Below are 11,699 nucleotides of genomic sequence, written 5' to 3'. Positions count from 1 at the left end.
AACCGCCGGGGAGCCTGCTGATTCAGTTTGCTTATGACAGGCGTGCCGCAGGGCATGACGCCCACCGGGCATTGCCGGGCGGATGCCTTCAGGCCGCTGCCCGCACCATCTGCTGGTACACCAGCCCGTTGAACTCGCCGACCTCGCCATCCAGCAAAAAGCCATAGCGCAGGTAGGTAGGCACTGCGTTGAGCGAGGCGCGCACTGTCAGTACCGGCTCGCGTACCTGCGGCAGCACGGCTTCGAACAAGGCATGGCCGATGCCCTGGCCCTGGCAGGCGGGATCGACGAACAGCATTGCCAGGTGCCGGCCCTCCTTCAGTTCGACCACGCCGACCACGCGCGCATCCTGTTCGGCCACCAGGATGTGGTTGTCACCCTGCAGGCGCGCACCAAATGCGTCGGCTGCTGCGACACTGCCGAAGGTGGCTATGCCGGCCGCGCTGAGAGACGGCGCCACTGCCTGGTTGAACGCGGCCAGGCACACCGCGCTGATCGCAGGCAGGTCATCGACGTGGGCAGGGCGGATCCTTGGCATGCAGTGTTCTTCCTGTGGTGGGCGGCGCATCATCGTTGCCGCAGACCTGCAGGCTAAGCTGGCGTCATGAGTGAATTCAATCCCGCCCATGCTTCGTTGTTTCCTCAACAAGGACTGAGCCTGGGCCTGATGACGCCTGTCGCCGCACATGGGCTGGCCGATCCGCATGAAGCCAGGCGGATCGCACGGCTGGCCGATGATCTTGGCTTCGCCGCGCTTTGGACCCGCGATGTACCGTTGATGGTGCCGCAGGGCCCGGATGCAACAGCGAGTGCGCTGGATGACCCGTTCCTGTGGCTGGGCATGCTGGCTGCCGCGACTGAGCGCATCGTGGTCGGCAGCGCAGCCATCGTGCTGCCATTGCGCCAGCCGCTGCAGGTGGCGAAGTCGGCCTTGAGCCTGGACCGGATCAGTGGCGGGCGCTTCGTGCTGGGCCTGGGTTCGGGTGACCGCCCGGAAGAATTTGCCGCGTTCGGTGAGGATCTGGAGGGCAGGGCGGCGGCGTTCCGTGAGCGCTGGACGTTGTTGCGCGCAGCGTTGTCACCAGAGGCCGATGAACGGACCGCCGTACTGCAGGCGACCGGTGGTTTCGACGTGCTGCCGGCGCCGGCAACGCGGATTCCGATGCTGGTGGTGGGTACTGCGCGGCAGAGCCTGCAATGGATCGCGCGTGAAAGCGAAGGCTGGGCAACCTATCACCGCGAGGAGGTTGCGCAGGAAGGACGCATCGGCCTGTGGCAGCAGGCGCTGGTGCAGCGCGGCGGGCCGGGCAAGCCGTTCGTGCAGTCGATGCTGCTGGACCTGCAGGCGGATCCGCAGGCGCCATCCGAGCCGCTGCCGCTGGGCCTGAAGGTCGGCCGCGATGGCCTGCGTGACTACCTGCTGCGCGTGCATGCGCAGGGTGTGGCGCACGTGATGTTCAATCTGGTCGACAATGGACGGCCGATGGACGCGGTGCTGCGCGAGATCGGCGAGCAGGTTCTGCCGGATGTGCTCCGGTAGGTGTCCACCTTGGTGGACACGTTCCAGCAGTCGAGCACGGCTCGACTCTACATGGGGTTCGCATCTGCGTATCATTCGCATTTGATATCCCGATGCCGGAGCTCCGCGTGACCCAACGTTCCCCCATGCACCCAACTGGACGCCTGTTCGCGGCGGTCGCTTTCATCGAGGCCGTGACCTGGGCCGGCCTGCTCATCGGCATGTGGATGAAATACGGCCCGATGGCCAACGTGGCGCTGGTGAAGTTGTTCGGACCCCTGCACGGCGTGGCGTTCCTGGTCTATGTGGCGGTGACGCTGTTCGCGGCAGTACGCCTGCGTTGGCCGTGGTGGGCCAGTGCCCTGGCCCTGCTGGCGGCGATCCCGCCGCTGGTGACGCTGCCGCTGGAGTGGTGGTTCAAGCGCCGTGGCCTGCTGGGCCTGCGTGCAATGCGCTGAACCCACTGTTGCATGCCCATTCAAGAGAATGGGTATCAAATGCAAATACGAGCCGTTATCATTTAAGGATGGCATCGGGCCCTGAGCAGGACTGATGCCGGGCGGGGGCGTACAGACGCGCCCGGCCATCCTTTCCTGTTACGGCTGGTGTTTCATGCACGCACGTCCCGTCGTTCCCGGCTTGCCGGCGCTGGTGTTGGCTGCCCTGATCGGCACCATGGCGATGATGTCCTTCGTCGCCGTGATCGGCCCGGTGGTCCGCATGCTCGGTTTGTCCGAGTGGCATGCCGGCCTGTCGGTCACCGCCGCCGGTGTGTTGTGGATGCTGGCCGCGCGCCCGTGGGGCCAGCTCAGCGACCGCATCGGCCGCAAGCGCGTGCTGATGCTGGCGATGAGTGCCTACACCGTGGTCTACATCGCGCTGGCGGTGTTCATCGACGTGGCCCTGCAGGCGGTGCCGCCTGTGTTGGTATCGGTGCTGGTGCTGGTCGGTGCGCGTGGCCTGATCGGCCTGTTCTACGCCGCGGTGCCTCCTACCGCTGCCGCGCTGATCGCTGACAAGGCACCGACCGGGCAGCGTGCGAAATTCCTCGCCCGGCTGGGCAGCGCCAACGCACTGGGGATGGTGCTTGGCCCGGCCGCCGCTGGCTGGCTGGCCTATACGAATCTGTCGCTGGCGCTGTATGTGGCCGCGTTGCTGCCGGTGCTGGCACTGGCATTGCTGGCGTGGCGGTTGCCGGCCACACCGCCGGTGGAGAGCGCTGCTGCGCAACGCCGCCAGCCGATGAGCCGTCTCGACCCGCGTCTGCGCCTGCCACAGCTGGCGGCGTTCATCGCCATGATCTCGGTGACCATCGCGCAGGTCACGGTCGGCTTCTTCGCAATCGACCGCCTCGGCCTGGATGCAGCGGCGGGCGCGCGCATGGCCGGCATTGCACTCACAGCGGTTGGCGTCGGCCTGATCCTGGCGCAGGCGCTGGTGATGAAGCTGGAGGTACATCCACGCCGCTGGATCGTCCTCGGCGCGCTCATTTCCGGCATCGGCTTCGCTTCGGTGGCGGGCGTGCAGCAGGCCTGGCAGTTGCCGGCGGCGTACGCGCTGGCCGCGTTCGGCATGGGTTTCGTATTCCCCTCGTTCCAGGCGCTGGCCGCCGATGCGGTGGAGGCGCACGAGCAGGGCGCCGCGGCCGGCACGGTGGCGGCCGCGCAGGGGCTGGGCATGGTGGCCGGGCCGATGCTCGGCACGCTGTTGTATCGCGGCGGGCCAAGCCTGCCTTACCTGCTGGTCGGCGCGCTGCTGCTGTTGCTGTGCGCGCTGGCCGCAGCGCATCGGATGAAGGAGACCCCATGAACGATTCCCTGATGCAGGGCGCGTGGCCGGAGGCTGCGCCGGCTGCGCTGGAAAGCACCGACGACGCGTCGCTGTTCCTGCTGCAGCATGCGGGCCAGCACGTGCACGCACGCGGGTGCCGCGCCGCGCTGCCGGTCGGTGCACTGGCGACGCTGGCAGAGCGCGTTTCGGAGTTCTTTGCCCAGCAGCGCGGTGGTCCGGGCCTGTTGGTTGGCGCGGTGCCGTTCGAACCGCGTGCGGACGATGCGTTGTACCAGCCCGAGCGCCTGTTGCCTGCGCTGGCACTGCAACCGCAGGCCGCACCGCCGCTGGACGGCGCCCTGCGGGCCGAGCCTGTGCCGCAGGACTATGCGTCAGCGGTTGCCGCGGCGGTGCAGGTCCTGCGTGCGCCCGAGCAGAACCTGCACAAGGTGGTGCTGGCGCGCAGCCTGTTGGCACGCACCCGCCAGGCGCTGTCGCCGGACGTGCTGCTGGCGCGCCTGGGCGCGGATCCGTCGGTGGCGACCTACGCGGTGCCGTTGCCGGTGGAGCTGGGCCAGGCGCCGGCGTGGCTGGTGGGGGCAACCCCGGAACTGCTGCTGCGCAAGCGCGGTGCCGAACTGCTGTCGCATCCACTCGCCGGTTCAGCACGCCGCAGCGCCGATGCTGCCGAGGACGAGCGTGCCGCGCAGGCGCTGCTGGCCTCGACCAAGGACCATGACGAGCATCGCCATGTGGTGGACGCCATCGTCGAGGGCCTGGCACCGTACTGCAGCCACATCGATGCACAGCCACGGCCGGTGCTGCATGCCACCGCCAGCATGTGGCACCTGGGCACCCGCATCCATGCCACCCTGAAGGATCCGCAGACGTCTGCCGCCGAACTGCTGGCACAGCTGCACCCCACGCCGGCGGTCTGCGGTACGCCGCGGCTGGCGGCACTGCAGCGCATCCGCGAACTGGAACCGGTGCCGCGCGGCTTCTACGCCGGCGCCGTGGGCTGGCTGGATGCGCAGGGTGACGGCGACTGGTACGTGGCGATCCGCTGCGCACGCCTGCAGGGCACGCAGCTGCGCCTGTATGCCGGTGCCGGCATCGTCGCCGACTCGGAACCCGAGGCCGAGGTGGCCGAAACCGCGGCGAAGTTCGCTGCCCTGTTGAACGCGCTGGGTGTCCATGAATCCGCGCCCGCCATCGAGCCTGCCGCATGACTACCTCCATTGATCCCTCCCGCCTGCCACTGCAGCAGGTGTGGCCTGATGAACTGATGGCGCGCTATCGCGAGGCCGGTCACTGGCGCGGCGAGACCTTCCCGGCGTTCCTGCGCGAGCGCGCGGAACGCTATGCGGATGACATCGCGGTGGTTGCCGGTGACGTCCGCCTGAGCTACGCGCAGCTGTGGCACGAAGCCGGCCGCATCGGTGCCGGACTGCTGGCACTCGGCCTGCAGCCGGGTGAGCGGGTGCTGGTGCAGCTGGGCAATACCGCCGGCTTCATCACCACCATATGCGGGCTGTTCCGTGCGGGTCTGGTGCCGGTATACGCGTTGCCGGCGCATCGCATCACCGAGCTGGTGCACTTCGCCAACAAGGCCGAGGCCAGTGCCTACATCACTGCCGACCTGCACGATGGCTTCGATCATCGCGGGCTGGCGCGGGCGCTGCAGGCCGAGGTGCCGGCACTGCGCCACGTGGTCATCGACGGCGATGCGGCGGAGTTCACCGCGCTGGAGGCGCTGCAGGGCGATCGCAGCGAGCTGCCGGCCGACCCGGATCCGCAGTCGGTGGCGTTCCTGCAGATCTCCGGTGGCAGCACCGGCCTGTCCAAGCTGATCCCGCGCACGCACGACGACTACATCTATTCGTTCCGCGCCAGCAATGACCTCTGCGGCATCGACCGCGACAGCGTCTACCTGGTCGCGCTGCCGGCCGCGCACAACTTCCCGATGAGTTCGCCCGGCTTCTTCGGTGCGCTGTATGCCGGCGCCCGCGTGGTGCTCAGCCCCGGTCCCGGCCCGGATGCGGCCTTCCCGCTGATCGCCCGCGAACAGGTGACCTGCTGCGGACTGGTGCCGCCGCTGGCGCTGCTGTGGGCGCAGGCGGCGGCAACCACTCCGCACGATCTGTCCAGCCTGCAGGTACTGCAGGTAGGCGGCGCCAAACTGGTACCGGAAGCCGCACGGCGAGTGATTGACGGCCTGGGCTGTACCCTGCAGCAGGTGTTCGGCATGGCCGAAGGCCTGGTCAACTACACCCGCCTGGATGATCCGGAGGAATTGATCGTGGCCTGCCAGGGCCGTCCGATCAGTCCGGACGACGAAGTGCGCGTGGTCGATGACCACGACCAGCCGGTGGCCGAAGGCGAAGTGGGCCATCTGCTGACCCGCGGCCCGTACACCATCCGTGGCTATCACAACGATGCGGTGGCCAACGCGCGCTCGTTCACCGACGATGGGTTCTACCGCACCGGTGACCGCGTGCAGCAGTTGCCCGGCGGCTATCTGGTGGTGCAGGGCCGTGCCGGTGACCACATCAACCGCGCGGGCGAGAAGATCTCCGCCGAGGAGATTGAAGATCACCTGCTGGCCCACCCCGGCGTGTTCGACGCCGCCGTGGTCTCCATTCCCGACGAGTATCTCGGTGAGCGCAGCTGCGCGTTCGTGATCCAGCAGGGGGAGCCGATCAAGGCGCCGGCACTGAAAGCCTGGATGCGTACGCGCGGCCTGGCGGCGTTCAAGGTGCCGGACCAGGTCGTGTTCGTCGACAGTTTCGATACCACTGCGGTCGGCAAGATCAGCCGCCGCGAACTGCGTGCGCAGCTGCGTGCGCGTCATCTGCAACAGACAGGAGGAACGCGCTGATGGCGCTGCCCCGTATCACCGATTACCCCTTGCCGACCGCCGCCGAACTGCCGCAGGCCCGTGGCCCGTGGCGCCCGCAGCGTGATCGTATTGCGCTGCTGGTGCATGACATGCAGCGCTACTTCCTGGCGGCATTCGACGCCGGTAGTACGCCGCTGCGGCCGGCGGTGGACAATATCGTGCGCCTGCTGGCGCATTGCCGCGCGCACGGCATTCCCGTGTTCTACACCGCCCAGCATGGCGACCAGGATCGCCGTGACCGTGGCCTGCAGGCCGATCTGTGGGGGCCCGGAATGCGCCGCAGCGCCGACCATGAACCGATCATCGAGGCGCTGGCACCACAGCCGGGTGAGCACGTGCTGGTGAAGCACCGCTACAGCGCGTTCCAGCGCAGCAACCTGGAGACGCTGATGCGGGTGCGTGGCCGCGACCAGCTGCTGGTGACCGGTGTGTACGCGCATATCGGCTGCACCGCGACCGTGGTGGAGGCGTTCCAGCGTGACATCGAGGCCTTCATCGCCGCCGATGCGGTGGCGGACTTTTCGCGTGCCGATCACGATCAGGCGCTGCACTGGATCGCACGCACCTGTGGCGTGCCGATGACCACCGATCAGTTGCTGGAGGTGCTGTGATGGCTGCCACGGGTGATGCGCTGGATCTGGAGCGGATGCGTACCGACGTTGCGCGCGTGCTGGAGTGCACGCCGGCCGAGATCGGTGACGACGACAACCTGATCGACCTGGACCTGGACTCGATGCGCATGCTCGGCCTGGTCCTGGCCTGGGGCAACACCGGGTTGCCGCTGGAGTTCTCGCAGTTGGCCGAACACACCACGCTGCGTCAGTGGTGGGGTGTGGTGCAGAAACTGCAGGCCGCGCAGAACGCATGAACGTCGCTGTGCTGGCCACGCCGGTGGCACTGACCGAGGCCCAGGCCGGACTGTGGTTCGCGCAGCGGCTGGCACCGGACAATCCGTCGTTCAATACCGCGCATGCGGTGTGGATCGAGGGTGCGCTGGACGTGGCCGCGTTCGTCGCCGCGGCAGACCAGGCAGCGGGCGAAGCCCAGGCCTTCGCACTGCGCTTTGCCGAGGGGGCCGACGGCCAGCCGCTGCAGTGGCATGACCCGTCGCACGTGCCGCTGCTGCCGGTGCGCGATCTATCCGGCGATACCGACCCGGCATCGGCGGCGCGTGCCCTGATGCAGGCCGACCGGCTCAGCGCGGTCGATCCGACCCGCGACCGCATAAGCCAGCAGGTGTTGTTCGATCTGGGTGGGCAGCGCTGGGTCTGGTATCTGCGTGTGCATCACCTTGCAGCCGATGGCTATGGCATGGCGCTGTTCACTGATCGCGTATGCGCCTTGTATGCCGGTCGTGCGGGTGAGGCACTGCCGGGACTGGCGGGCGTGCTGGCCGACGATGCCGCCTATCGTGCCGACCCGCGTCGCACGCAGGCCGGGCAGTGGTGGCGCGAGCAGATGCAGGGCGCGCCGGCGGGCGCGGGCCTGGCCGGTACGCTCGCGGCCAGTGACGACGCGCTGCGCTGGGTGCAGCCGCTCGATGCTGCATTCCGTGAGCAGCTGCTGCAGGCATCGGTGCGTTGGCTGCAGCCCTGGCCGGATGTGCTGGCCGCGTTGTCGGCCGAGTACCTGCGGCGGATGAGCGCCGCCGGTGAAGTGGTGCTGGGGGTGCCCTACATGGGGCGGCTTGGCAACGCATCGGCGCGGGTGCCGGCGATGGTGATGAATGTGCTGCCGCTGCGGGTGGCGGCCGGCGAGGGCAGTGTCGAGGCGTTTACCCGGGCATTGGGCCGGCAGCTCAGCCAGGGCCGCAAGCACGGCCGCTACCGTGGCGAGCAGTTGCGCCGCGACCTGGGCCTGGTGGGCGCGCAGCAGCGCCTGCACGGTCCGCTGGTGAATGTGCAGCCGTTCTACAAGCCACTGGCACTGAACGGCGTGCGGGCGACGCTGGAGGTGCTGTGCACCGGGCCGGTGGATGATCTGACGCTGGGCTTCCGTGGCGACGGCCAGCACCTGCTGGATCTGGAGATCGAAGCCAATCCCGCGTTGTACAGTCGGGAGGATGTCGAGGCGCACGCGACCCGGTTGCTGCATTTCGTATCGGCGGCGCTGGAGGCCGGAGACATCGCGGCGGTGCCGCTGGCCACCGTCGCAGAAGCGCAGCAGGTGGTGCATGGCTTCAATGCCACCGCGCATGCGCTGCCACAGACTACGTTGGTTGAACTGCTGCAGCAGGGCATGGACCGTGGTCCGCACGCGCCTGCGCTGGTGTTCGGCGACACTACGCTGGACTACGCAACGCTGGAAGCGCGGAGTTTCGCGCTGGCGGCACAACTGCGCGCGATGGCGGTCGGTCCGGGCAGTGTGGTGGCGGTGGCATTGCCGCGCTCGCTGGAACTGGTGATCGCGCTGGTGGCGGTGCTGCGTGCGGGTGCCGCCTACCTGCCGCTGGACCTTGCCCATCCCGATGAGCGCCTCGCGCGTATTCTCGCCTCGGCGCAGCCGGCGTGCGTACTGGCTGCGGCAGAGGTATCGGCGCGCACGGACGGCGTGCCGGTGCTTGCCCCCGATCAATGGACCGCGCTGAGTTTCGCAGCACCGTGGGCCGATCCGGCGCCCAGCGATGCAGCCTATGTGATCTATACCTCCGGTTCGACCGGCGAGCCGAAGGGCGTCGTCATCGAGCACCGCGCCATCGTCAACCGCCTGCTGTGGATGCGCGAGCACTACGGCATCCGTGCCGATGACCGTGTTCTGCAGAAAACCCCGGCCACGTTCGATGTTTCGGTCTGGGAGTTCTTCCTGCCGCTGCTGTGCGGCGCGACGCTGGTGGTGGCGGGCCCGGACGCGCATCGCGATCCGACCGAGCTGGCGCGGCTGATCCGTGCGCATGCCATCACCACCGCACATTTCGTGCCGTCGATGCTCGACGCGTTCCTTGCCGCGCCTGCCTCCGAAGGCCTGCAGCTGCGCCGCGTGTTCACCAGTGGCGAGGCGCTGGACGCATCGCTGCGTGATCGTTTCCATGGGCGCATGCAGGCCGAACTGCACAACCTGTATGGCCCGACCGAAGCGGCCGTGGACGTGAGCTACTGGCCGGCCTCTGCGCAGGACCGCTCACGGCCGGTACCGATCGGCTTCCCGGTCTGGAACACACGCCTGTACGTGCTTGACGCGCGGATGCAGCCGCTGCCGGTGGGTGTGCCGGGCGATCTGTATCTGGGCGGCGTGCAGCTGGCGCGTGGCTACCTCGGTCGCGATGATTTGACCGCCGAGCGCTTCCTGGCCGATCCCTTCCTGCCAGGGGAGCGCATCTACCGCACCGGCGACGTGGCGCGCTGGCGCAGCGACGGCGCAGTCGAATACCTGGGCCGCAGCGACCATCAGGTAAAGCTGCGCGGCCTGCGCATCGAGCTCGGTGAAATTGAAGCGGCATTGCGCGAGCTGCCGGGCATGGATCGGGTGGAGGTGCTGCTGCGCCAGGACGCTCCCGGTGACGCCAGGCTGGTGGCCTACGTGCCTTCGGCACTTGCCGATGCGGCGACGCTGCGCAGCCATCTGGCCACGCGGGTGCCGGACTACATGGTGCCGTCGGCCTTTGTCGGCGTGGAGTACTGGCCGGTGACCGCCAACGGTAAGCTGGACCGCAACGCGCTGCCGAAACCACCGCAGCAGGAAGCGGGTGGACTGTTGCCGCGCACGCCGCTGGAACAGGAACTGGCAATGCTGTTCGCACAGGCGCTGGGCCGCGAGGCAGCGGTGGCAGTGGATGCGGACTTCTTCAGCCTCGGCGGCGACTCGCTGTCCGCGGTGCACCTGCTGCTGGCGATCGAACAACGCTGGCGCTGTGACCTCGGCCTCGGTGCCTTGTTCGCGCAGCCGACCGTGGCCGCATTGGCGACGCGCATTGGCGAACCGCCGGCGCTGGCCGACCACGCGTTGGGGCCGGTGATCTCGTTGGCTGCCACTGATGCTGACGGGCCCACTCCGTTGTTCGTGCTGCACCCGGCCGGTGGCATCGCCTGGAACTACCGGACGCTGGCGCGCGCCTTGCAGCCGGCACGCCCGGTATATGGCCTGCAGTCGCCCGCGCTGGATCCGAAGCAACCGTTGCCGTCCAGCATCGAAGCCATGGCCAATGACTATGTGCAGCGGGTGGTCACGCTGCAACCGAAGGGACCGGTGCATCTGCTGGGCTGGTCGGTGGGCGGCATCCTGGCCCAGGCGATGGCGGTGCGTCTGCATGAAATCGGGCGTGAAGTCGGTGAACTGGTGCTGCTCGACGCCTACCCCAGCGAATGCTGGCGGGCTGAGCCGGAACCCGATGCCATCGCCGCATTGCGTGCGCTGCTGGCGATTGCAGGCCATGACCCGGAGGCGCATCCGGAGCTGGACAGCCGTGAACGCATTCTTGGTTTCCTGCGCCGTGGCGGTAGTGCGCTCGGTAGCCTGCCGGATGTAGTGCTCGATGGCGTGGTGCGTGCGGTGACCGGCACCAACCGGTTGATTCGCGAACACATCCACCAACCGTTCGACGGCACGCTGGTGCACGTGCGCGCTGGCCGGGATCATCAGGCGCGGCCGCAGCTGCAGTCGGCGTTGTGGCGCACGCACGCGCGCAGGGTGCAGGCGCTGGAACTGCCGTTCCTGCATGCCGAGCTGACCGGACGCGATGCGGTGGCGCAGCTGGCACCGTGGTTGTCGGCGCGCCTGCGCCACTGGGATGAGCAACAGGAGATCGCAACATGCAGTTGACCGGCTTTGAAGGTCGCGTGGCACTGGTGACCGGCGCCGCCGGTGGCATCGGCGAGGCCCTGGTACGGCTGTTGGCCGAGGCCGGCTGCACGGTCGTGGCAACCGACCGTGAGGCGCCCGTGGTAGTGGATGCACGTGTGCAGGCGCTTGCGCTCGATGTGACCGACAGCGTAGCGGTGGACGCACTGGTGGATCGTGTGGAAGCCAGCATTGGGCCGATCGGTCTCGCCGCAAGCGTGGCCGGGGTCCTGCACGTGGGCGAGGTGACCGGGACTACCGATGCCGATTGGCGCCGGGTGTTCGCAGTCAATGCCGATGGTGTGTTCCATGTTGGCCGTGCGCTGGCGCGGGTGATGTCACCGCGAGGCCAGGGCGCGATCGTCACCGTCAGTTCGAATGCCGCCGGCGTGCCGCGGCACGGCATGGCCGCCTATGCCGCGTCCAAGGCCGCCGCCACGATGTTCACCCGCTGCCTCGGGCTGGAGCTGGCGCCGCTGGGCATCCGCTGCAATATCGTCGCCCCGGGTTCAACGCTGACCCCGATGCAGACCGGCATGTGGCAGGACGAGCACGGGGCCGAGCGGGTGATCGCCGGCAACCTGGAGACGTACAAGGCCGGCATCCCGATGCGCAAGCTGGCCACCCCGGAAGACATCGCGCACTCGGTGATGTTCCTGCTCTCCGAGCAGGCCGGGCACGTGGCGATGAGCGACCTGTACGTGGACGGCGGCGCCACCCTGCGCGGCTGAGTCCTGT

Annotated in this window: 10 protein-coding genes; 9 read left to right on the top strand and 1 reads right to left on the bottom strand. The window is 68.4% G+C overall.

Annotated elements, in window-relative coordinates; genetic code table 11:
• Positions 1 to 88: 88 nt before the first annotated feature.
• Positions 89 to 538, bottom strand: coding sequence for a GNAT family N-acetyltransferase (locus ACZLIB_RS13490; protein ID WP_032129993.1), 450 nt, complete (start codon positions 536 to 538; stop codon positions 89 to 91).
• 66 nt (positions 539 to 604) lie between these two features.
• Between ACZLIB_RS13490 and ACZLIB_RS13485 the strand changes: the two genes are divergently transcribed.
• From ACZLIB_RS13485 to ACZLIB_RS13445, 9 genes are all read left to right on the top strand, one after another.
• Positions 605 to 1,540, top strand: a complete 936-nt coding sequence (locus tag ACZLIB_RS13485; protein WP_478467868.1) for a TIGR03571 family LLM class oxidoreductase — start codon at positions 605 to 607, stop codon at positions 1,538 to 1,540.
• 125 nt (positions 1,541 to 1,665) lie between these two features.
• A complete protein-coding gene (locus ACZLIB_RS13480) occupies positions 1,666 to 1,977 on the top strand; it encodes a DUF3817 domain-containing protein (RefSeq protein WP_032129991.1) in 312 nt (103 codons plus the stop codon).
• A gap of 154 nt (positions 1,978 to 2,131) precedes the next feature.
• Entirely contained in the window at positions 2,132 to 3,328 is a 1,197-nt protein-coding gene (locus ACZLIB_RS13475; RefSeq protein ID WP_478467866.1) for an MFS transporter, read from the top strand.
• Positions 3,325 to 4,518, top strand: a complete 1,194-nt coding sequence (locus tag ACZLIB_RS13470; protein WP_478467864.1) for an isochorismate synthase — start codon at positions 3,325 to 3,327, stop codon at positions 4,516 to 4,518. The genes ACZLIB_RS13475 and ACZLIB_RS13470 overlap by 4 nt, the downstream gene beginning before the upstream one ends.
• A complete protein-coding gene (locus ACZLIB_RS13465) occupies positions 4,515 to 6,167 on the top strand; it encodes a (2,3-dihydroxybenzoyl)adenylate synthase (protein WP_478467862.1) in 1,653 nt (550 codons plus the stop codon). Before ACZLIB_RS13470 ends, ACZLIB_RS13465 begins: the two co-directional genes overlap by 4 nt.
• Positions 6,167 to 6,799, top strand: a complete 633-nt coding sequence (locus tag ACZLIB_RS13460; RefSeq protein WP_032129987.1) for an isochorismatase family protein — start codon at positions 6,167 to 6,169, stop codon at positions 6,797 to 6,799. The genes ACZLIB_RS13465 and ACZLIB_RS13460 overlap by 1 nt, the downstream gene beginning before the upstream one ends.
• The gene (locus ACZLIB_RS13455; RefSeq protein ID WP_049401311.1) at positions 6,799 to 7,056 is read left to right on the top strand and encodes a phosphopantetheine-binding protein; all 258 of its coding nucleotides are present in this window, start codon (positions 6,799 to 6,801) and stop codon (positions 7,054 to 7,056) included. The genes ACZLIB_RS13460 and ACZLIB_RS13455 overlap by 1 nt, the downstream gene beginning before the upstream one ends.
• Positions 7,053 to 10,943: an amino acid adenylation domain-containing protein gene (locus ACZLIB_RS13450; protein ID WP_478467861.1), complete on the top strand. Its 3,891-nt coding sequence runs from the start codon at positions 7,053 to 7,055 to the stop codon at positions 10,941 to 10,943. Before ACZLIB_RS13455 ends, ACZLIB_RS13450 begins: the two co-directional genes overlap by 4 nt.
• The gene (locus ACZLIB_RS13445; protein ID WP_478467860.1) at positions 10,934 to 11,692 is read left to right on the top strand and encodes a 2,3-dihydro-2,3-dihydroxybenzoate dehydrogenase; all 759 of its coding nucleotides are present in this window, start codon (positions 10,934 to 10,936) and stop codon (positions 11,690 to 11,692) included. Before ACZLIB_RS13450 ends, ACZLIB_RS13445 begins: the two co-directional genes overlap by 10 nt.
• Positions 11,693 to 11,699 lie beyond the last annotated feature (7 nt).

The organism is Stenotrophomonas sp. 220_Sma (assembly GCF_056487375.1).
This window is presented reverse-complemented; position numbering and strand designations above follow the sequence as displayed.

What these genes read in the sequence shown, in the direction of transcription:
- ACZLIB_RS13465 (WP_478467862.1), top strand. Translation starts at nt 4,515, where the DNA reads ATGACTACCTCCATTGATCCCTCCCGCCTGCCACTGCAGCAGGTGTGG.
- ACZLIB_RS13460 (WP_032129987.1), top strand. Translation starts at nt 6,167, where the DNA reads ATGGCGCTGCCCCGTATCACCGATTACCCCTTGCCGACCGCCGCCGAA.
- ACZLIB_RS13455 (WP_049401311.1), top strand. Translation starts at nt 6,799, where the DNA reads ATGGCTGCCACGGGTGATGCGCTGGATCTGGAGCGGATGCGTACCGAC.
- ACZLIB_RS13450 (WP_478467861.1), top strand. Translation starts at nt 7,053, where the DNA reads ATGAACGTCGCTGTGCTGGCCACGCCGGTGGCACTGACCGAGGCCCAG.
- ACZLIB_RS13470 (WP_478467864.1), top strand. Translation starts at nt 3,325, where the DNA reads ATGAACGATTCCCTGATGCAGGGCGCGTGGCCGGAGGCTGCGCCGGCT.
- ACZLIB_RS13485 (WP_478467868.1), top strand. Translation starts at nt 605, where the DNA reads ATGAGTGAATTCAATCCCGCCCATGCTTCGTTGTTTCCTCAACAAGGA.
- ACZLIB_RS13490 (WP_032129993.1), bottom strand. Translation starts at nt 538, where the DNA reads ATGCCAAGGATCCGCCCTGCCCACGTCGATGACCTGCCTGCGATCAGC.
- ACZLIB_RS13480 (WP_032129991.1), top strand. Translation starts at nt 1,666, where the DNA reads ATGCACCCAACTGGACGCCTGTTCGCGGCGGTCGCTTTCATCGAGGCC.
- ACZLIB_RS13475 (WP_478467866.1), top strand. Translation starts at nt 2,132, where the DNA reads ATGCACGCACGTCCCGTCGTTCCCGGCTTGCCGGCGCTGGTGTTGGCT.
- ACZLIB_RS13445 (WP_478467860.1), top strand. Translation starts at nt 10,934, where the DNA reads ATGCAGTTGACCGGCTTTGAAGGTCGCGTGGCACTGGTGACCGGCGCC.